We start from the raw sequence: 21504 nt of genomic DNA on the forward strand, positions 1-21504 counted from the left end.
TCCTCTAGTCGGCCGTGCCCGGCTGGGGCAGTGGTCCGGAAGGCGGTGGTCCGCCGGGTTCTTTGGCGTGGGGCACGGCTCCCGGGCGGCCTTCCCGCCAGCGTTCGATCAGGGCGTAGAACACCGGCACGAAGACGAGCGTGAGGATGGTGGCGGCCAGCATGCCGCCGAACACCGCCGTCCCCAGCGACTGGCGGCTGGCGGCACCGGCCCCCGTCGCCAGCATCAGCGGGATCACGCCGAGGATGAAAGCGAACGCGGTCATCAGGATCGGCCGCAGGCGCAGCCGCGCGGCTTCCGTGGCGGCGTCGATGATGCTCAACCCATCCTCGCGCCGCCGCCGCGCGAACTCGACGATCAGGATCGCGTTCTTCGCGGCAAGGCCGATCAGCATCACGAAGCCGATCTGCGAATAGACGTCCATCTGCATGCCGCGCAGCCAGATCGCGGTCAGCGCCCCGAACAGGGCGAGCGGCACCGACAGCAGCACCATGAACGGCATGGACCAGCTTTCGTACTGCATCGCCAGGATCAGGAACACGAAGACGATGGCGACGCCGAAGACCAGGCCCGCGACCGAACCGGCCTTGATCTCCTGGTACGTGATTCCGGTCCATTCGAAACTGAAGTCGTTCGGCAAGGCGGCCGCCGCGGCGCGTTGCATCGCCAGGATGGCCTGTCCGGAGCTGTATCCCGGCGCCGCGTTGCCGTTGATCAGGGCCGCTCCGTAATTGTTGTAATGCGTCACGGTTTCCGGCCCGACGACGGGCTTCAACGTACCGAGCGTACTGAGGGGCACCATGCCGCCCGTCGGATTGCGCACATAGAGGCGGGTCAGGTCGCTGGCGTCGGCGCGGGATCCTTTGTCGGCCTGCAACGTGACGCGGAAGGTGCGGCCGAAGAGATTGAAGTCGTTGACGTAGAGCGAGCCGAGATAGATCTGCAATGTGTTGAAGACATCCGGCAGGTTGAGGCCCAGCAGCTTCGCCTTGTTGCGGTCGAAGTCGTACGTGTATTGCGGCGTCGACGTCGAGAAGGTCGTGAACAATGTCTGCGGGTTGAGCTCGGGCTGCTTGCGGGCTTCCACCAGCAAGGCTTGCGTTGCGTCGTTCACGGCACGCGCCCCGCGCCCGCTCAGATCCTCGACCTGGAACTCGAAGCCGCCCGTCGTGCCCAGCCCCTGGATGGATGGCGGTTCGAATGCCAGGACCAGCGCGTCGGGATTGCCGAACAGCGTCGGGCGCACCGCGTTGACGATGTCGGTGGCGCCGAGGCCCGCGCCCCGTTCGGACCAGGGTTTCAGGATGGCGAACAGCGCCGCCGAGTTCGACTGGTTCGCGAAAGTCAGGAAGTTGAAGCCGCTGATGGCGATGACCGTGTCGACACCTGGTGTCTTCAGAAGCGTGTCCCGCACGTGCGCGGTGACGGCATCGGTACGCTCCAGCGACGCGCCATCCGGCAGCTGGACGATGGCGAAGAAATAGCCCTGGTCCTCGACCGGCAGGAACGCCGTCGGAATGCGGGTCGATATCAGGTAGGTGGCGGCCAGTCCCGCCGCGAACAGGCCCATCAGGAGCCACCGCAGCCGCACCAGCCCGCGCACGGATGCCGCGTAGCCGTGCGCCAGCCCGTGAAATCCCTTGTTGAACCACACGAAGGGCGCGAAGCGCGTGGGCGGCCGATGGCGCAGATAAGCCGCCGCCAGGGCCGGACTCAGGGTCAGCGAGTTGAAAGCCGAGATGCCCACCGAGATCGCCACCGTCAGCGCGAACTGGTTGTAGAGCTGGCCGGCCACGCCGGGGATGAAAGCCACGGGAATGAACACGGCCATCAGGACGGCCGTGGTGGCGATGATGGGCCCCGTCACCTCCTTCATCGCCAGTCGCGCCGCTTGCAGCGGCGGATGCCCGGCTTCCAGTTGGCGTTCGACGTTCTCGACCACGACGATGGCGTCGTCGACCACGAGACCGATGGCCAGGACCATGCCCAGCAGGCTCAGCATGTTGAGCGAGAAACCCAGGACGAGCATGACCACCAGCGTGGCGATCAGCGATACCGGGATGGCAATGACCGGAATGATGGTGGTGCGCCAGCTCTGCAGGAAGACGAAAACGACGGCCACGACCAGCACCAGCGCCTCGCCCAGGGTCTTCAGCACATCCACCATGGCGGCGGAAACGAAACGCGTGGTGTCGTAGCGCATGCTGTAGGCGATTCCCTGCGGGAAGCGCGCCGACAGCGCCTTCATCTTGTCCTCGACCCGCTTCTGCAGTTCCAGCGCGTTCGAGCCCGGCATCTGGAAAATGGCGACAATGACGGTGGGGTCCTTGTCGAGGAAGGCGGTGGAGTTGTAGAGCAGCGCCCCCAGTTCGATCCGCGCGACGTCGCGCAGGCGCACGACGGAACCGGCGGCCGGATTGGCGCGCACGACGATGTCGCCGAACGCGGCCGGGTCGCTCAGCCGGCCGACGGCATTGACCTGGACTTCGAAGCTTGTGCCGGCCGGCGCCGGCGACTGGCCGATCTTGCCGGCCGCGACCTGCACGTTCTGCTCGGCGATGGCGTTCTGGACGTCGATGGCCGTGATGCCGAGATTGGCGAGCTTGTCGGCATCGAGCCAGATGCGCATCGAGTAGCGTCGCTCACCGAACATCTGCACGTCGCCCACGCCGGTCAGCCGCTTGAGCGGGTCGACCAGCTGCAGGTAGGCATAGTTGCTCAACGTCACGGGATCGACCGAGCCGTCCGGTGACGTGAGGTTGATGATCATGACGAAGTTGGGGTTCTGCTTCTTGATCGTCACGCCGGCCTGATTGACGATCGCGGGCAGCGACGAGGCGGCCTGGGCGACGCGGTTCTGGACGTCCACGGCGGCGATCGCCAGCGGATAGCCCACGTCGAACGTGATGGTGATGCGCGAGGAGCCGTCGTTGGAGCTGGCCGAGGACATGTAGGTCATGCCCTCGACGCCGTTGATCTGCTGCTCCAGTGGCGTCGTGACCGTGTCCGCCACCACCTGCGCGCTGGCGCCGGGATAGGTGGCGCTGACGACCACTTGCGGTGGCGTCACGTTGGGAAACTGCGCGACGGGCAGCAGCACGTACGCGATCGCTCCCGCCAGCACCATGACGACCGCGATGGCCGACACGAAGATCGGCCGGACGATGAAGAAGTCGATCACGGCCAGCAGGCCGTGCGACGGCTGAAGATCCCGCTGGTGCGAAGCGCGGCAGGGCGCGCCGGTGCCGTGGCGTGCGGCAGGGTCCGCAGCCGCTGAGCCATGCTGTGCAGCATTGCCCGAACCGTCGCCGGATCGAGATGGTCCGCCTGCATCACGGCCTGGGTCATGGGGTCGTTGAGCAGACCGTCGATGGTTTGGCCGGCATAACGCGATGTCATCGGCTTTTTCCTCGGAGGGCTGACCGGCGGCTTGACAGGGTCTTGTCAGGGTGTTACCGGTCAGTCACATCGGAATAGTTACTGACCGGTCACACCTGTGTCAAGCCATGGCGCCTAAAATAGGAGAGAGCGAAGCGCGGACCGCTCCGGCCACCTCGCGGCCGCGGGATCGGATCGTGGCGACGGCGCGCGATCTGTTCTATCGCCACGGCGTCAAAGGCGTCGGTGTCGAGACGATTGCCGAGTCGGCCGGCACCAACAAGATGACGCTGTATCGCCACTTCGATACGAAGGACGACCTCATCGCCGAGTGTGTTCAACAGGCGATGGTCGAAGGCTTCGCGGAACTGGACCAGTTGACGGCCCGCCATGCCGGCGACCCGATGGGTGAGCTTCGGGCCTGGATCGAACACGCAACCCACCAGATCGTGTCGGAGCCGCGCGGATGCGCCATGGCCAATGCCGCCGTGGAGCTTGCGGAGGAGGATCATCCGGTCCGGCGGATCATCGAGGACGGCAAGAAGCGGTTCCGGGAGTATCTCGTAGAGCTGTGTCAGAGGGCAGGCTTGAGCCGTCCGGATCTTGCCGCCGACACGCTGATGCTGCTGCACGAAGGTGCCCGGATCAGCCGCCAGAGCGAAGGCGTCCAGGGGTCAAGCGAACGCTTCAAAAGCGCCGCCGAGGGGGTCATCGCCTCCTTCAGCGCGCGTCACGACAAATCCTGACAGCACAATCGGAAGTTTTTCAGTGCAACTCCACAGTCAAGGCTCATCCATGTCGAAAACGTTTCTCGAGCACATCAAAACGCGCCGGACTCAGTATGCCCTGGGCAAAGAGCTGCCCGGCAGTCAGCAGGAGATCGTCAGGCTGATCCAGGACGCGATCAAGCACACGCCGTCCTCGTTCAACTCGCAGAGTTCACGCGCCGTGATCCTGTTCGGCAAGGAGAGCGAAAAGTTTTGGTCTCTCACCAAGGAGATCCTGCGGAAAATAGTGCCCGCCGAGAACTTCGCGTCGACCGACGCCAAGATGAATAGTTTTGCCGCTGGTGCCGGCACGGTTCTCTTCTTCGAAGACCAGAACGTCGTGAAGGGGCTACAAGAGAAGTTCCCGCTTTATGCCGATGCTTTTCCGAGCTTTTCGGTGCAGTCGGGCGGCATGGCGCAGTTTGCCGTTTGGACGGCCCTGGCCGAGCGGGGCATTGGCGCCAGCTTGCAGCACTACACGCCGCTGGTCGATGACATGGTCCAGACGGAATGGCACGTGCCGGTATCCTGGAAGCTGTACGCTCAAATGCCCTTCGGCGTCCACAAGGGCCCCTTCGCCGACAAGACGTTCATGGACGACAACGAGCGCTTCAAGGTCTACGCCTGAGCCGTGGCATGGGCGGGGCGCTTCGCATTGCAGCGGCCCGCCTATAGTCTGACCGCACGGACTTCACTGCCCAGCATGGGGATCAGCCGATGTCGCGTGCACTGGTCGTGATCGACGTACAGCAAGGCATGTTCACCGTGCGGCCGCCGCTGCATCGCGGCGATGAGATCGTCGACCGCATTGCCGGCCTGCTGCGGCGCGCCCGTGCGGCGGCGATGCCCGTTTTCCATGTGCAGCACGACGGTGGGCCCGGTGATCTCCTCGCCAAGGGAACACCGGGCTTCGCGCATCATCCCGCGGTGGCGCCGCAGCCGGGCGAGCCCGTGATCGAGAAGCGGCATTCCAGCGCTTTCCACGACACGGGCTTTCATGCGCAGCTGCAAGCCCGGGGCATCGATCACCTGATCGTCGCCGGATTGCAGACCGAGATGTGCGTCGACTCGGCCTGCCGTCACGCGGTCGCGCTGGGCTACCGCGTCACGCTGGTCGCCGACGCGCACAGCACCTACGACTCGGCCGTGCTGCCGGCGCAGTCGATCATCGATCATCACAACCAGACGCTGGGCAGCGGCTTCGTTGCGTTGCGTGACACCGCCGACGTGTCATTCAGCGAACCCTGACAATCTCGCCATTCTTGGAGCCATTTCACCCCATTTTGGTGTCGGTTTGCGCTGAGCGGGAGTATCGGCTGCGCTCAGTGCGACGACAGGTGTGCAAAAAGAGCGCAAACGCAGCCCTGAGCAAGGCCTGAAACGTTGGCCGTTCGCTGCTTGGGGGCGTAGGCGTGTTTTCTCACAGAACAGGCAGGGTACGGTGCGTGGCTGTCGGTGCGCGCACACGTGCCGGTTTAGTATCCGCCATCCTGGTCGCGCCTGTCGCACTGGGTGCGGGTCCGTCCCTGGCGCAGACCGCGTCGCAGATCACGCCGCCCAGTTTCCGGCCGCCGCCGCAGGCTGAGCCGCCGGCGATCGTCATCCCGGACAAGCCCGGGCTGGAGGTACCGGCCGGCGCCGACAAGCTGTCCGTGCGCCTGCGCGGCGTCGAGGTCGACGGTGGTCTGCCGCCGCTGGCAGCGACCACCGCGACCATCACATCCGGGCTGACCAACCGCGTCGTGACGGCGGCCGAGATCTTCGCGGCGGCGCGGGCGCTGGAGAACGCCTATGCGCAGGCGGGCTATGGCCTGGTGCGCGTCGTGCTGCCGGCGCAACGCATCGTCGACGGCGCCTCGGTGCGCCTGGTGGTGGTCGACGGCTTCATCGAGCGGATCGAGACCAAGGATGTGCCGCCGATGGTGCGCGCGCGCATCGAGGCGTTGCTGGCGCCGCTGGTCGGCCAGCGTGGCGTCGCCTTGGGTCAGATCGAGCGCAAGCTGCTGCTGGCCAGCGACGTGCCGGGCACGATCCTGCGCTCGACCCTGGCGGCGGGAACCGCACCCGGTTCCAGCGTGCTGGTGATCGAGGCCCGCCATCGTCCCGTCAGCGGCCACATCGTTGCCGACAACACGTTGTCGTCGGGGCTGGGGCACTGGTCGATCGGCATCGGCGCCGAACTCAACTCGGTGGCCGGCCTGGGCGAGCTGATCTACTTCCGCACGTCGGGCTACCCCAAGGGCGGTTCCCACGGCTTCTTCGCCAGCCGTCCGCTCAACCGGACGCTGGCCGGCGGCTTCGTGGTGCCCCTGGGCGTCGATGGCCTGACGCTCAACCTTGAGGCCACCGACGTGCACGCCACGCCGCGGCCGCCGGCCGGCGGGTTGGGCTTCACGTCGGCATTCACCCGGCTGTCGGCGCGCCTGCGCTATCCCTGGATTCGCACCCGCGAACTCACCGTTAACAGCGAACTCGCCTTCGACGCCCAGAACGAGCGGGTCTCCATCATCAAGCCGGCAACATTGCGCCTGTCGCTCGACCGGCTGCGCATCGTGCGCGGCACCGGCGATGTGTTCTGGCTGACGCCGTGGGGTGCTCAGGTCAGCGGTCGCGTCACGACGTCATTCGGCATCAACGGCCTGGGCGCGCGCTCGGCCAAGGATGCAACGCCGCTGCTGCCGCTGTCGCGCCAGGGGGCCGACGCCGACTTCAGCAAGCTCGACGTGGCGCTGTCCTACAGCCAGCGGGTCGTCGAGCATCTGGGCGTCGACCTCAAGCTGCGGGCGCAGACGTCGTTCGGCAAGCCGCTGCTGCGCTCCGAGCAGATCGGTCTCTCCTCGCTCAGCGCGCTGTCCTCGTTCGACAGCGGCACGTTCCAGGGCGATGCGGGCTATGTCGTGCGGGCCGAGATCTCCTCGCCGTGGCGCATCGATATCCCGGCCGGCGCGATCGGGATCACACCCTACGTCTTCGGTGCCTACGGCGCGGTGCGCCTCGAGCGGCCGACAGCGCTGGAGCGGGCGACGACCCGCGGCGCTTCCTATGGTCTTGGGCTGAAGCTGGGCGGCATTCCCGCCGACGGCTCGTTCGGGGTGAGCAATATGAGCTTCACCCTCGAATGGGGCCGCCAGCATCGCAACGATCGCGCGCCGACCGAGGATCGCATCGTTTTCTCCGCGATCATCCAGTTCTGAAGGGCCTGGTGGGACATGAAACGAGTCGCATCTTGTCGTTCCGAGCGCAGCGGCGGACTTGTCGAGCGCGCCAGGCGCGGAAACCGGGGACGGTGGCTGCGGGGCGCCATCGATGTTTCCGCGCCAAGCCAGCGCTCGACAGGTCCCTTGCTGCGCTCGGGCCGCCGGAGCGTTGCGCTCAAAGCAATCCTCCTGGCGTCGACGGCGCTGATGGGCGTTGCGCCGGCCGTGGCGCAAACCTTGCCGACCGGTGGTGCCGTCGCCGCCGGCCGCGTGTCGATCGGCACGCCGTCACCAGGCCAGATGACGATCAACCAGTCGACGTCGTCAGCGATTGTCAACTGGCAGAGCTTCTCGGTCGGCGCCGGATCGAGCGTCACCATCGTGCAACCGTCGGCCTCGTCGGCCCTGCTCAACCGGGTGAACGGCAATACGCCGTCGACCATTGCGGGCTCGATCAACGCCAACGGCCAGGTCTACCTGGTCAATCCCAACGGCATCACCATCACCGGATCCGGCACCGTCAACGCCGCCGGCTTCGTCGCCTCGACCTTGGGCATCTCCGACGATGATTTCACATCCGGGCGGCGCAGCTTCGCCGGCAAGGGCGCCTCGGCGGCCGTCGTCAACCACGGCACGATTTCGATCGGCCGCGGCGGCTATGCCGCACTGATCGGCGGTAGCGTCGACAATGCCGGCACGATTTCCGTGCCGCTGGGCCGTGTCGGCCTGGGCTCGGGCGAGCAGGCCAGGCTCGATCTCTCCGGCGACGGTTTCCTGCAAGTGGCCGTGCCGACGAAGGCGAATGGCCAGGGCGCCCTGGTGAGCCACTCCGGCCGCATCAGCGCCGATGGCGGGCGCATCGAAATCCGCGCCGCCGCCGCGCGTGAAGCGGTGCGCCAGGCGGTGAACCTGTCGGGCGTCGTCGAGGCGCGGACCGTGTCGGGCCGCAGCGGCGAGATCGTGCTGGGCGGCAGCGACGGGCAGGTGAATATCTCCGGCCGGCTCGACGTGTCGGCGCCCAGCCAAGCCGAGGCACCGCCACCGCCGCCCGTCAAGGTCACGCCGGCACGGCTTGCCGCTGCAACACCGGCCAGCCGTGCCGGTGCGGTGACCGTCACCGCGCGCGCCATCGACCTGAAGGCCGCCACCATCGACGCCTCCGGCGTGCATGGCGGCGGCACAGTCAGGATCGGCGGCGATGTTCAGGGCACAGGCACCTTGCAGCGCGCCGAGGTGACGCGCGTCGATGCCGCCACGACGATCCGGGCCGACGCCATCAGCGTGGGCGACGGTGGCCGGGTGATCATCTGGTCCGACGCCGATACGCGGTTCGAGGGCAACATCTCGGCCCGCGGCGGCCAGGCCGGCGGCAATGGCGGCTTCGCCGAAGTATCCGGCAAGGCGCACCTGACCTACGTCGGCGTCACCGATCTGACCGCCGCGCACGGCCAGTTCGGTACCTTGTTGCTGGACCCCTACAACGTCACGATCTCGAACGGCGCCAACAGCAATCAGGTCGGCTTCACCGCCGTCGGCAACGATTCGGTGATCAACGTCACCACGTTGCAGACGGCCCTGGCGACCGCCAACGTCATGGTGACGACAGGCGCCAGCGGCAGCCAGGCCGGCAACATCACGGTCGCCGATGCGCTGACCTGGAGCGGCGGATCGACGCTGACCCTGCAGGCTGCCGGCGCCATCACGCTCAATGCCGGCATCACCGCCACCAGCGGCGGCCTGGCGCTGAGCGCCGGCGGCGCCATCACCACCGGGGCCGGCGGCTCGATCGATGTCGGCGCCTTCACATTGCAGAACGGCAACTGGACCCAGGTGTCCGGCACCTTGCCGGCGTTCAACGCCACGGATTTCCGCCTCGCCGGCGGCACCTTCCTGCGAGCGCTGGGCGGCGACGGCTCGACCGGCGCGCCCTATGCGATCGCGGACGTCTATGGCCTGCAAGGCATGGACGGCTATCGCGCGAGCAGCGTCGTACTGGCTAACGATATCGATGCCACCGGCACGGCGCGCTGGAACTGGGACGGCACCCGCTATCAGGGCTTCAATCCCATCGGTGGCGTTGCGTCGCCGTTTCGGGGCCGCTTCGACGGCAGCGGCAACACGATCGCCAACCTGGCGATCAATCGGCCGTCTCAGGACTATGTCGGGCTGTTCGGCGCCGCCAGTGCTGCCGTCATCACCGATGTCGGGCTTATCGGCGGCACCATCGCCGGCGCTTCGCGCACGGGCACCCTGGTCGGCATGGCGCGCGACGGCACCAGCATCAGCCGCGTCTACGCGACGGGCACGGTGAGTGGCCTCAGCTACGTCGGCGGCCTCGTGGGCACGCTGTGGATCAACAGTACCCTCACGCAAGCCTATGTCACCGGCGCGGTCAGTGGCGACTTTGTGGTCGGTGGCCTGGCGGGCCGCGTCAGTGTCGGCGCCTCGATTTCCCAGGGCTATGTCACCGGCGCGGTGAGCGGCCGACAGAATATCGGCGGGGTCGTCGGTGACATCAATGAAGGCGTCAGCCTCAGTCAGGTCTACGCGTCAGGCCGGGTCACCGGCACATTCGCCGCCGGCGGGATCGCGGGCTACTACGACAGGACCCTGCCGACGTCGGGCACGATCACGGCCAGCTATTGGGATACGCAGACGACCGGACAAGCCAATGCCATTGGTCAGCTCATCGGTGCGCTACCGCCAGCGGTCGGATTGACGACGGCGCAGGCGCGCACGTTGTCCAGCTATGCTGGTTTCGACTTCACCAACACATGGTTCCAGACCGCCGACATGCGCCCGATCGGGCGTTGGGAGGCGGCGCGGCCGGTCAACGGCGTCATTGCGATATCGACCCTCAACCAGCTCCAGTTGATGGCGGCCAATCCCGGCGCGTCCTATGCGCTCGACCGCGATATCGATGCCCGTGCGTCGAGCGGCAGCAACGCGGCCGGCATCTACACGTCAGCTGGCTTCGTCCCCGTGGGTGCGATCGCTGGCAGCGGCTTCACGGGCGCCTTCAATGGCATGGACCACATGGTCGATGGGCTCACCATCAACCGGCCGTCGGCGTCGGGGCTCGGCCTGTTCGGTGCCGTCGGCTACGGCGGCAATGTCAGCAACATCGGCCTGACGAATGTGACCGTCGTCGGTGGGACTGCGACCGGCGGCATCGCCGGCGTCAACAACGGTGTCCTCAACAGGGCGTATGTGACCGGGACCGTCACGGGCACCAATTCCGTCGGCGGTCTTGTCGGCATGAGCACCGGCGTCATCGTCTACTCGTACACCGACGCCGCGGTGCGTGGCACCAATGACACCGGTGGCCTGATCGGCTCGAACAACGGCGCCGTGCAGTACACCTATGCCATCGGTTCGGTCAACGGCAGCGGCGGCGCCTCGACCGGCGGTCTGGTCGGCCGCAACGCAACCGGATCCGGGGTGGTCGACCATTCCTATGCCAGCGGTGCCGTCACGGGGACCGCCGCCACCGGCGGCCTGGTCGGCACGAACGAGGCGACCGTCATCAATTCGTTCTGGGACATGGGCACCACGGGCCAGAGCACATCGGCGGGCGGCACCGGCCTGACCACGGCGCAGGCGCGCGTGTCGTCGAGCTATGCCGGCTGGAACTTCCTGAGCGTGTGGTTCCAGGCCGACGGCAGCACGCGGCCAATCGGGCGCTGGGAAATGGCGGCGCCGGTGAACGGTGTCACCACCATCTCCAACCTGCACCAGCTTCAGCTCATCGGCGGCCAGCTCGACGGCCGCTATGTCCTGGATCGCAACATCGACGCCACGCCGACATCAGGCGCCAATCCAGCCGGTATCTGGGACGCCTCGGGATTCAATCCGCTGGGCTCCGCCGTTGCCGTGGGGTTCAGCGGCACGTTCGACGGCCAGGGCCATGTCATCACGGGCCTCACCATCAACCGGCCGACCACCAGTCAAGTTGGCCTGTTCGGCTATACGTCCGACGCCACGATCCGTCGCGTCGGCCTGGTCGGCGGCCAGGTGACCGGGCAGGACTCGGTCGGCGCCCTGGTCGGGCGCGCCTACGGCAGTACGATCAGTGATACGTTCGCGTCGACAAAGGTCAGCGGCAACAACCGGGTCGGCGGCCTGCTGGGCGAGAACAACGGGACGTGGGGCGGCGGCGATGTGATGCGCAGCTTCGCCACGGGCGCCGTCACCGCAACCGGCCAAACCGTTGGCGGCTTTGTCGGTTGGAACAGCAACGCCACGATCAGCCAGAGCTATGCCACCGGCACGGTTACCAACACCAGCGGGACCGTGATCGGCGGCTTCGCTGGCTGGAACGCCGGCACGATCCGCCAGGCCTACGCCACCGGCGCCGCTGCCGGCGGCACGACGGTCGGCGGTTTTGTCGGGCTCAATTCCGGTGCGCTCGACCAGGTGTATTCCACGGGCGCCGTCACCGGGACCGGCGGCCTCGGCGGGTTGGTCGGCGCGCGCCAGCCCACCGGCACGGCCACCGCTTCCTACTGGAACACCGAGACCAGTGGACGCACAGCGTCGCAGGGTGGTACCGGCCGGACATCAGCAGCGATGCAGACCCAGGCGGGATTCGCCGGGTTCGATTGGGCCGTGTGGTCGGCCCCGGACACGACGTACCGGCCGGAGCTTTTCGGCGTCTCCGGCGTCGTCGGTGTGTCGGCCAACATGACGCGCTACTACGGCGATGCCAACCCGACCACACCAGGCTATATCGGCGCCGGCTACTGGAACACCATCACATCCGGTGGCAGTCTTTCCACCACCGCAACCGCCACCAGCGGTGTCGGCCTCTACGGCATGACCGTCAGTGGCGTGGCCGGCACCTTCACCGCCACCGGCGGCGCTTCACGTATCGTCTATCTGGGCAGCAGCCTGTATGTCGCGCCGCGCCCGATCACGGTCACGGCACGCGGACAGAGCCGCGCCTACGGCGATGGCAACCCGGCACTGATCTACGACATCATGTCAGGATCTTTGGTCAATGGCGACAGCCTGGCCGGTGCGCTGACAACGACGGCGACCGGCACGTCGAACGTCGGCCTCTACGGCATCACGCAAGGAACGTTGTCGGCCTCGTCGAACTACGCCCTGACCTACGTCGGCGCGGATCTCGAGGTCACGCGACGGGCAATCACCGTGGTGGCGGGCGCAAAGATGCGTGCGTACGGCGACGCGAACCCGGCGTTGACCTACGGCATCATGTCGGGATCGCTGGTCAACGGCGATATGTTGTCCGGCGGATTGACGACATCGGCCGACGGTAGGTCCGGTGTCGGCGCCTACGCGATCACGCAAGGTACGCTGGCCGTCTCGTCGAACTACGCTCTGACGTATGTCGGTGCCGACCTGGTCGTTGCGCCGCGCCAGATCGAGGTGACGGCGGATGCCCAGAGCCGGCCCTACGGCAACGCCAACCAGGTATTGACCTGGCGGATCACCGGCGGATCGCTGGTCAACGGCGATGCATTGCCCGGCGGGCTTGCGACGTCGGCCGACGGCAGGTCCGGCGTTGGCACCTACGCCATCACGCAGGGGTCTCTGGGGTCGGCGAACTATGACATCACCTATGTCGGCGCTGACCTGACGGTCACGCCGCGCGCCATCATCGTGACGGCGGATCAGCAGTCGAGGCTCTACGGCGACGCCAACCCGACCCTGACCTACACCGTTGCCCCGGGCGGGCTGGTCAATGGCGACACACTGTCCGGTGCGCTCACGACAGCGGCCGACAGCAGATCCGGCGCAGGCAGCTACGTCATCGCGCAAGGTTCCCTGGGATCGGCGGACTCCAACTACGCCATCACCTACTTTGCTGCCGCTCTGGCGGTCATGCCGCGCCCGATCGAGGTGACGGCGGATGCGCAGAGCCGCGCCTATGGCGATGCCAATCCGGCTCTGACCTGGCGCGTTACCAACGGATCGCTGGTCAATGGCGATACGCTGTCGGGTGGCTTGTCGACATCGGCCGACGCCAGGTCCGGTGTCGGCACGTACGCCATCACGCGGGGTATACTGGACTCGCCGAACTACGCCATCACCTATATCGGCGCCGATCTGACCGTCACGCCGCGGCCGGTCACGATCACCGCGGATGCGCAGAGCCGGCACTACGGCGATGCCAACCCGGCATTGACATATCGCGTAACGACGGGCGCGCTGGTCAATGGCGACACGTTGTCCGGCGGCCTTGCAACGTCGGCCGACATCAGGTCCGGCGTTGGCACCTATGCCATCACGCAGGGCTCCTTGGAGCAGGCGAACTACGCCATCACTTATGTCGGCGCCGATCTGACCGTCACGCCGCGGCCGATGACGATCACGGCCGATGCGCAGAGCCGGATCTATGGCGATGCCAACCCTGTTCTGACCTACAGGATCACGTCGGGATCGCTGGTCAACGACGACACGCTGTCGGGTGCGGTGACCACCGATGCCCATAGTGGATCGAGCGTCGGCGCGTACGCCATCACGCGCGGCACCCTGGCCGCGTCGGCGAACTACGCGCTGACCTATGTCGGCGCCAACCTCACGGTGACGTCGCGGTCGATCACGGTCACGGCCGATGCGCAGAGCCGCGTCTACGGCGATGCCAACCCGGGGCTGACCTACAGGATCACGTCGGGGTCCCTGGCCAGCGGTGACACGCTCGATGGCCAGTTGGCGACAGCCGCGACGCCGACATCCGGCGTCGGACGCTACAGCATCGAACGCGGCTCGTTGTCGTCCAACCCGAACTATGCCTTCACCTATGTCGGTGCCGACCTGACGGTGACGCAGCGGCCGATCACCGTCACGGCGGATGCCCAGAGCCGGGTCTATGGCGACGCCAACCCGGCATTGACCCACCGCGTCACCGAAGGATCGCTGGTCAACGGCGACACGCTGTCCGGTGATCTGGCGACAGCGGCCAACGGCACCGCCAATATCGGCGCCTACGCCATCACGCAGGGCACCCTGGCGATCTCGGCGAACTATGCGCTGACCTATGTCGGCGCTGATCTCGCCGTGACACCGCGGCCGATCACCGTGACCGGCGATACCCTCAGCCGGGCCTATGGCGATGCCAATCCGGCGCTGACCTATGCGGTCACGTCGGGTTCACTGGTCAACGGCGACAGCCTGACGGGCGCCCTGGCCACGACGGCCACCAGCACCTCCAGCGTCGGCGACTACGTCATCACGCAAGGCACGCTGGCGGCCTCGGCGAACTACGCACTGACCTATTCCAAGGCGACGCTGTCGGTCACGCAGCGGCCGATCACCGTGACCGCTGATGCCCTCAGCCGCATCTACGGTGACGCCAATCCGGCCCTGACGTACCGCATCACCGCCGGTTCACTGGTCAACGGCGATGGTTTGTCGGGCGCCGTGACGACGGATGCCCATGCGACCTCCAGCGTCGGCGCCTATGCCATCAGCCAGGGCACGTTGGCGGCCTCGTCGAACTATGCGTTGACCTATGCCGGTGCCGACCTCACCGTGACGTCGCGGGCGCTCACCATCACCGCCGATGCGCTGAGCCGCGTCTATGGCGATGCTAACCCGGCCTTGACCTACCGGATCACATCAGGGGCTCTGGTCAACGGCGACACCCTGGAAGGCCAGCTGGTGACGGGGGCTGGCGCGATGTCCAATGTCGGGCGCTACGGCATCGAGCGCGGCTCGCTGTCGCCCAACCCGAACTACGCGCTGACCTATGTCGGTGCCGACCTGACGGTGACGCCGCGGCCGATCACCGTCACCGCCGGTACCAGCAGCCGCGTCTACGGCGACGGCAATCCGGCGCTGACCTGGGCCATCACATCCGGGAACCTGATGAACGAAGATCGCCTGACCGGTGGTCTCGCGACCGCGGCGACGGGCACGTCGGGCGTCGGCGTCTACGCCATCACGCAAGGCACGCTGGCGGCGTCGTCCAACTATGCGGTGAGCTATGTCGGCGCCGATCTGGCCATCACGCCGCGGCCGATCGCCGTGCGCGCTGACGCGCAAAGCCGGATCTACGGCAATGCCAACCCAGTGCTGACCTATGCCGTGACTTCGGAGGGCGGGTTGGTCAATGGCGACACGCTGTCGGGTGCGCTCGGTACGACGGCCACCGCGACCTCTGATGTCGGCACCTACGTCATCAGCCAGGGCACCCTGGGCTCGCCCAACTATGCGCTCACGTTCACCGGCGCCGATCTCGCGGTCACGCCGCGATCGATCACCGTGACGGCGCAGGCCGCCAGCCGGGTCTACGGCGATGCCACGGCGTTCACCTTCGCCACCAGCGATCGGGGCGCCGGCGCGGCGGTCGTTGGCGCGCTGTCGAGCGCGGCCTCGGTGACCAGCGGCATCGGCACCTATGCGATCGGTCAGGGCACGGTGAGCGACATCAACAATCCGAACTACCGGATCACGTATGTCGGTGCCGATCTTACCATCACCCCCCGGCCGATCACCGTAACGGCGGACTCCCGGAGCGTGACTGCCGGCCAGGCCCTGCCGCCACTGACCTATGGCGTCGGCGGCCGCGGTTTGGTCAACGGCGACACGCTGTCGGGCGATCTTGCCACCGACGCGACCACCGCCAGCGCACCCGGCGCCTACGCCATCGGCCAGGGTACGCTCGCGGCATCCGCGAACTACCAGATGACGTTCGTGCCGGGGACATTGACCCTCGTGCCGGCCGCGGCCGGCACGGCCGAACTCGCCAGCATGATCGACCGCACGATCCGGGCCATTAACGTGCAGTGGCGTCCCTTCAGTTCGGGGCTGAACGATGTCGCGGCGGCGCAATCGTCTGTCGGCAACGGCGTCCTGGTCGAGGATCCGCGCTTCAGCGGCCTCTTCTTCTGCCTCGGCGCCCCGGCGCTGTCGTCGTGCGGTTCAGCGCCGCGGTGATGCCTTTCTCCCTCCCCCAGCTGACGTTGGGGGAGGGACTTAAAGCGAGGCGCGGTAGTCGCTGGGGGTCATGCCGTGCTGGTTGCGGAAGGCCCGGTAGAACGCCGACAGGCTGTTGAAGCCGCAAGCAAAGGCGATGTCCGTCACGGACAGCGGCGAGGACGTACCCAGCAGGCGCCGCGCCTCGGCCAGGCGCTGGCTCATGACCGTGCCGGAGAACGTCGTGCCGGTCGGCTCGAACAGCAGGTGGAGTTGTCGTGGCGAGACGCCCAACGCCTGGGCGATCAGCCCGGGGGACAGGTCGGCGCGGTGCAGGTGGGTCGCGATCAGGGCGTGCGCCTTCTGAAGCAGGCCGGCACGGACCGCGTCGCGACTGGTCTTCTCGGCCGGTACCGCCAGGCCCTGTGCCAGCAGGGCCAGCTGAGCCAGGGCCTGGACGGCGGCTCCTGCAACCGGCTCGGACAGCAGCGGGGCCTGCGCGGCAAACGCATCGAAGTACGAGGCGAGCAGTGCCGAAGGGCCCGGTTCGATCGGGATCGGCCGCCACAACAGGTCGAAATGCGACGGCCGCGAGGGCTGATAGCGGGCGAAGGGGATCCTCAGCAGGCAATGGCGAAAGCTCGGCTGGGATGCCGGGGTGCCGGCATAGGGCCGGTCGGAGTGGCCGATGACCAAGGTACCAGCCGGGATCGAGTTTTCGGCACCGCGGCTCACCATCATGCCGCCGCCCTCGATCTGGCGGGCGATGCACAGCGAATCGGCGGGGCGGTCGGCGATGTTGGCTTCCGTGCGGGCCACCCGATAGGAGGAGGCCTGGATGTCGACCAACGTCGCGCCACCCAGGGACCGGGCCGTGAAGCTGCCCTGGAACGCCCCCTGCTGGTCCTTGTCCATGTCGATGGTGACACCCAGGACCTTCCCGCGCTCTTCGCGCCAATAGGCGAAGCGGTCGCGGGCCGGCAGGGTCGCGGTTGAAAATGTCTGGACTGGCTCCATTACACACCCGAGAGGGCACAGACCTCCGCTTCGCTGAGGCCCACCAGCCGGGCAGTATCGCACAATTGGGCCCAGGTCGTCTCGTCGATGGCGATCCCCTTGGCCAGGCGGTCGGCGCGGCGCATCCGTTCGGGCTCGCCGGGCACCAGAACGGCCTCAACGCCGGGTTGTGGCCGCGACGACTTCACCCAGGCGACGAAATCCTGCGTGTCCTGCTGCCAGACCGAGTCGCCGCCCAGCTTCGCCGGGTCGATCAGGATCGACAGCATGTTGTTCACGATGTCGCCGGTATCGTGCTTGATCGTCTTGGGCGAATGCGTCAAGCCGCCGGTCAGGGCGCCCGCGAGGATGTCGCAGATCACGGCCAGCCCGCCGCCCTTGTGCAGGCCGAACGGCAGGATCGCCCCGAACGGGCCGTTGCCCCACATCACGCCGGGATCGGTGCTGGGCTTGCCGTCATGATCGATCAGCAGGCCGGGCTCCATCTGGTCGCGCTTGTTGTAGGCGACGCGGACCTTGCCCATGGCCACCTGGCTGGTGGCGAAATCGAGCACGATGTGCTCGCCGTTGGCGCCGGGAATGGTGCAGCAATAGGGGTTGGTGGTGAACCGCGCCTCGGCGCCGGCGAACGGCGCCACCAGCGACTTGTGCCCATGCACGTTGACGTAGTGGGTTGAGATCAGGCCGGCATCGGCGCACTGCTCGCCCCAGGCGCCGATGCGGCCGATATGGTGGCAGTTGCGCAGGCCCACGACGCAGACGCCGTGTTCCTTGGCACGGTCGATGCCGAACTGCATGGCCTCGCGCGCCACCACCTGGCCGTAACCCTTGCCGCCGTCGACGGTGATCAACGGGCCGTTGTCGACCACGATCTCGGCGTGCCAGTTGCGCTTGCAGCTGCCGGCGCGGGTGTTCTCGATGTAGCGCGGGACCATGCCGACGCCATGGCTGTCGTGACCGAACAGATTGGCCTGCACGAGGTTCTCGGCCACCAGCGCCGCCTCGGCCGGATCGCTGCCGTCCTTCTCGCAGATCGCCGTGACGAAATCCGTCAGCCGGTCGGCCCTGACGATCACCTCACCGACATTGGCCATCGTGCATATCCTCCATGACGAGCGGTCGAACGATCGTTGCGATGTTAGCCTGGATACCACGCAGGCTTGCGCTTTTCCTTGAAGCTGGCCAGGCCTTCGGTGGCTTCGGGCGAGCGGCGCTTGGCGGCGTGCTGGCGCACCAGGCCATCGTAGGCGACGTCACCGACGTCGAGGCCGGCATAGGCACGCGCCACCGCCTTGGTCTGTGCGTTGGCCTCGGCGGCGTTCATCAGCAGCATGTCGATGAAGGTCTCTGCCGTCTTGTCGAGATCGGCAGTGGCGCACACCTCATGCACCAGCCCCAAGCGCTGCGCCTGGGTGGCGCCGAAGCGTTCGCAGGTGAGCGCGTAGCGGCGCACTTGGCGAACGCCGATGGCGGCGTTGAGCTGCGGTACGATGATGCCGGCCATCAGGCCCCAGCGCGTCTCGGTGATGGAGAATTGCGCGTCCTCGGTGGCGATCACCAGGTCGCAGGCCGCGATCATGCCGGTACCGCCGCCGAAGCAGCCGCCATGCACCAGGGCGATCGTCGGCACCGGGCTGGCGTCCAGGCGCCGGATCGCCTCGGCGGTTTCGCGCGACACGGCCACGTTCTCGGCGTCCCCCTGGGCGGCCACGCTCTGGATCCAGGCCAGGTCGGCGCCGGCCTGGAAATGCTTGCCGTTGCCGCGCAGCACCACGACGCGCAGGCCGGTGTGCTGTTGCAGCGCGTCCATGGCCGCGTGCAGGCCCGCGATCATGGCGCCGTCATAGGCGTTGTTCACGTGCGGTCGGTTCAGCACCACGCTCGCCACGCCGCGCGCATCGACAGACCACAGGACGGGCTTCTCGCCACTCATCATTTCCTCACGGCAATCTGTTTTCGATCACGATGAACCATGGCCGTTCGATCGTGCGGATCGGACGGCCGCTGGCATCGATGGGCAGCAACGACTTCGACGTCGTGTCCTGCACATTGCCACCGATGACGCTCATGGTGCGGCGCCGCAGATCGACGGCGACGACGATATCGCAGTGGCCGAACGCCATGTCATCGAGCGCCGCATCCCAGTTGGCCTGGGCGCGCGGGCCGGTGGGCAGGAAGATGACGCGCAGCACGGCGTCGCTGTCGCGCCGGCGCGTGGCGCAGATCAGGTCGCCCGGCTGCGGCGCGCGCGCTTCCAGCGGATGCGGTACGAACAGCGGCATCTCGTGCTTGTCGGGCGCTGCCGCGTAGGTGCGATAGCGATGCTGGATGTCCTTGAGATAGGCCGAGTGCAGGGGATCGAAGCGGAAGTCGCGCGGCTGGACGCCGGCATTGCGCAGCGCCGACGAGATGAAGACGGCCGACCAGGCATTGGTGCAGGCCGGCGGCGTCGCCGGATCGCGGCGTGACAGTTCCGAGTGGTCGGGCGACCCCGTGACCGGCGTCCAGTAGGCGGCGCGAAGATGATCGCACAGCCGTTGCTCCGGCGTGACGCCGGGCCAACGCGGCGGCTCGGGCGGTCCGACGCGGCGCAAGTCGACAATGTGGCCGCGGCGGCCATCGCCGAAAAATTTCCATTCATGGTCGAGCCAAGCCAGCAGCGCCTGGTGTGTTCCCGGCGCATAGCGCTCGCGCGCATCGCCGGTTTCCGGCGCGGGGGCGGGCGGTGACGTCGTGGCGCAGGCTGCCAGCAGCAGCGTGATGACCAGAAGGGCGTATGTCGGCAGGCGGTTCATGTGCTGCGGGCGACCGTAGCATGTCATCGTGGCTGCTCGGGTTGCGAAAACAGGGTGCGGCATTGCATCCCTGGCGCGCCTACGCCATCGTGCGCGTCACCGCGGCAGCGGGCTATGGGAGCGACGCCAAGAGCGCTCCAGGGAGGACGGCGTATGCGTTTGTCGCGGGCATCGTTGCTGGCGTTCGTGTCTCAGGCGGTGCCGATTGCCGGCCTTGGCCTGCCGATCGTGGTCTACCTGCCGCCGTTCTATGCCGACGAGATGGGGCTGGGTCTGGCCGCCGTCGGCTGGATCTTCATGATCACCCGGTTCTTCGACGTTGCGATCGACCCGGTGTTCGGTCTGCTGGCGGATCGTTACGGCACCCGCTTCGGCCGGCGCAAACCCTGGATCGCACTGGCGTTGCCCATCCTCATGCTCAGTGTCTGGATGGTCTTCGCGCCGGCCGGCAGCGTGAGCGATTCCTATCTGCTGGTCTGGTTGCTGATCATGTATGTCGGCTGGACCTTCGCCACGATCTCGATCCTGGCGTGGAGCGCTGAACTCGCCACCGACTACGACGCGCGCACCCGCGTCCAGGGTGCCTACCAGGCAGCGCTGATGGTCGGCCTGATCACCGTCCTGGTGATTCCCGCCGTCTTCGAGCTGACGGGTACACCGGCCCTGCGCGACAAGATGCGCGGTATCGGCTGGTTCATCGTCGTGCTGCTGCCCATCACCTTCGTGGCGGCCTTGGCCTGGGTGCCGGAAACCAAGGTGGTCGAGCGGCCCGAAGCGCATTGGCGCGACGTGGTGTCGGCGCTGGTCGGCAGCCGGCCGCTGCGGCGCCTGCTGATCGCCGACCTGATGGTGGGGCTGTCCAGCGGCGTGTCGGGCTCGCTGATCGTGTTCATCGCGCGCGATGCCTTCGCGCTGGGTGATCGTTCGGGCGTGCTGATGCTGGCCTATTTCGTCGTCGGTTGCTTCGCCATCCCGTTCTGGATCTGGCTCAGCCGCAAGGCCGAGAAGCATACGGCGCTGATCTGGGCCCAGGTCTATTCTCTCGTGCTGCTGCCGGTGTTCCTGGTGGCGCCGCCGGGCAACTTCTGGGCGGCGCTGGTGATGATCGCCTTGTTCGGCCTGCCCTACGCCTCGCACCGGTTCCTGATGAAGGCGATGATGGCCGACATCACCGACGACGATCAGGTGCGGACCGGCCGCATGCAGGCCGGCGTCTATTTCGGCCTGCTGGCGATGACCGAGAAGATCGGCCTGGCGTTGGCGGTCGGTATCACCTACCCGTTGCTGCAATGGATCGGCTTCCGCACCGGCGTTCAGAACGACGCTGCCGCGCTGCACGGCCTGGTGCTGCTGTTCGTCCTGCTGCCGGCGGTACTGCATGTGCTGGCGGCATTGGCGCTGTGGCGCTTCCCGTTGGGCCGCGCCGCGCAACGCGATCTACGGCAGAAGATCGAGACCACAGCGTAG

General features: G+C 67.1%; 12 protein-coding genes. 6 read left to right on the top strand and 6 right to left on the bottom strand.

Going from position 1 to position 21504, the window contains the following annotated elements; all coding sequences use genetic code 11:
* Positions 1-4: 4 nt before the first annotated feature.
* Both FQU96_RS34690 and FQU96_RS34695 read right to left on the bottom strand, forming a co-directional pair.
* Complete coding sequence (locus FQU96_RS34690) at positions 5-3181, bottom strand: efflux RND transporter permease subunit (RefSeq protein WP_146545988.1); 3177 nt, start codon at positions 3179-3181, stop codon at positions 5-7.
* Positions 3178-3399 carry a hypothetical protein gene (locus tag FQU96_RS34695; RefSeq protein ID WP_146545989.1) on the bottom strand — a complete coding sequence of 74 codons (222 nt, stop codon included), beginning with the start codon at positions 3397-3399 and terminating at the stop codon, positions 3178-3180. The genes FQU96_RS34690 and FQU96_RS34695 overlap by 4 nt, the downstream gene beginning before the upstream one ends.
* A 176-nt stretch (positions 3400-3575) precedes the next feature.
* Here FQU96_RS34695 and FQU96_RS34700 point away from each other — a divergent pair, with 176 nt between their 5' ends.
* The 5 genes from FQU96_RS34700 to FQU96_RS34720 all read left to right on the top strand — a co-directional run bounded on the left by FQU96_RS34700 (position 3576) and on the right by FQU96_RS34720 (position 16246).
* Positions 3576-4124 carry a TetR/AcrR family transcriptional regulator gene (locus FQU96_RS34700; RefSeq protein WP_255468726.1) on the top strand — a complete coding sequence of 183 codons (549 nt, stop codon included), beginning with the start codon at positions 3576-3578 and terminating at the stop codon, positions 4122-4124.
* Positions 4125-4173: 49 nt separating this feature from the next.
* Positions 4174-4773: a nitroreductase family protein gene (locus FQU96_RS34705; protein ID WP_146545990.1), complete on the top strand. Its 600-nt coding sequence runs from the start codon at positions 4174-4176 to the stop codon at positions 4771-4773.
* Between the two features lie 89 nt (positions 4774-4862).
* On the top strand, positions 4863-5393 hold the full coding sequence (locus FQU96_RS34710) for a cysteine hydrolase family protein (RefSeq protein WP_146545991.1): 531 nt from the start codon (positions 4863-4865) through the stop codon (positions 5391-5393).
* Between the two features lie 197 nt (positions 5394-5590).
* Positions 5591-7339: a ShlB/FhaC/HecB family hemolysin secretion/activation protein gene (locus FQU96_RS34715; protein WP_255468728.1), complete on the top strand. Its 1749-nt coding sequence runs from the start codon at positions 5591-5593 to the stop codon at positions 7337-7339.
* Positions 7340-7549: 210 nt separating this feature from the next.
* Complete coding sequence (locus FQU96_RS34720) at positions 7550-16246, top strand: MBG domain-containing protein (RefSeq protein WP_178130912.1); 8697 nt, start codon at positions 7550-7552, stop codon at positions 16244-16246.
* A gap of 39 nt (positions 16247-16285) precedes the next feature.
* On the opposite strand, the gene FQU96_RS34725 is transcribed toward FQU96_RS34720, so the two are convergent.
* From FQU96_RS34725 to FQU96_RS34740, 4 genes are read right to left on the bottom strand one after another with little or no spacing between them, the layout of a single operon-like run.
* Positions 16286-17242 (bottom strand): AraC family transcriptional regulator, encoded by a 957-nt coding sequence (locus FQU96_RS34725; protein WP_146545993.1) that lies wholly within the window; start codon positions 17240-17242, stop codon positions 16286-16288.
* Complete coding sequence (locus tag FQU96_RS34730; RefSeq protein WP_146545994.1) at positions 17242-18336, bottom strand: malate/lactate/ureidoglycolate dehydrogenase; 1095 nt, start codon at positions 18334-18336, stop codon at positions 17242-17244. The genes FQU96_RS34725 and FQU96_RS34730 overlap by 1 nt, the downstream gene beginning before the upstream one ends.
* A gap of 44 nt (positions 18337-18380) precedes the next feature.
* Complete coding sequence (locus tag FQU96_RS34735) at positions 18381-19175, bottom strand: enoyl-CoA hydratase-related protein (protein WP_146545995.1); 795 nt, start codon at positions 19173-19175, stop codon at positions 18381-18383.
* A gap of 7 nt (positions 19176-19182) precedes the next feature.
* Positions 19183-20064, bottom strand: coding sequence for a DUF2272 domain-containing protein (locus FQU96_RS34740; protein WP_178130913.1), 882 nt, complete (start codon positions 20062-20064; stop codon positions 19183-19185).
* Between the two features lie 126 nt (positions 20065-20190).
* Here FQU96_RS34740 and FQU96_RS34745 point away from each other — a divergent pair, with 126 nt between their 5' ends.
* Entirely contained in the window at positions 20191-21504 is a 1314-nt protein-coding gene (locus FQU96_RS34745) for an MFS transporter (protein ID WP_178130915.1), read from the top strand.

Origin of the sequence: Reyranella sp. CPCC 100927 (genome assembly GCF_007859315.1) — a bacterium.
Classification (GTDB): domain Bacteria; phylum Pseudomonadota; class Alphaproteobacteria; order Reyranellales; family Reyranellaceae; genus Vineibacter.

Coding starts and splice junctions, on each gene's coding strand:
- FQU96_RS34695 (WP_146545989.1), bottom strand. CDS start 3,399: ATGACATCGCGTTATGCCGGCCAAACCATCGACGGTCTGCTCAACGAC.
- FQU96_RS34705 (WP_146545990.1), top strand. CDS start 4,174: ATGTCGAAAACGTTTCTCGAGCACATCAAAACGCGCCGGACTCAGTAT.
- FQU96_RS34710 (WP_146545991.1), top strand. CDS start 4,863: ATGTCGCGTGCACTGGTCGTGATCGACGTACAGCAAGGCATGTTCACC.
- FQU96_RS34720 (WP_178130912.1), top strand. CDS start 7,550: ATGGGCGTTGCGCCGGCCGTGGCGCAAACCTTGCCGACCGGTGGTGCC.
- FQU96_RS34725 (WP_146545993.1), bottom strand. CDS start 17,242: ATGGAGCCAGTCCAGACATTTTCAACCGCGACCCTGCCGGCCCGCGAC.
- FQU96_RS34730 (WP_146545994.1), bottom strand. CDS start 18,336: ATGGCCAATGTCGGTGAGGTGATCGTCAGGGCCGACCGGCTGACGGAT.
- FQU96_RS34735 (WP_146545995.1), bottom strand. CDS start 19,175: ATGAGTGGCGAGAAGCCCGTCCTGTGGTCTGTCGATGCGCGCGGCGTG.
- FQU96_RS34740 (WP_178130913.1), bottom strand. CDS start 20,064: ATGACATGCTACGGTCGCCCGCAGCACATGAACCGCCTGCCGACATAC.
- FQU96_RS34745 (WP_178130915.1), top strand. CDS start 20,191: ATGCGTTTGTCGCGGGCATCGTTGCTGGCGTTCGTGTCTCAGGCGGTG.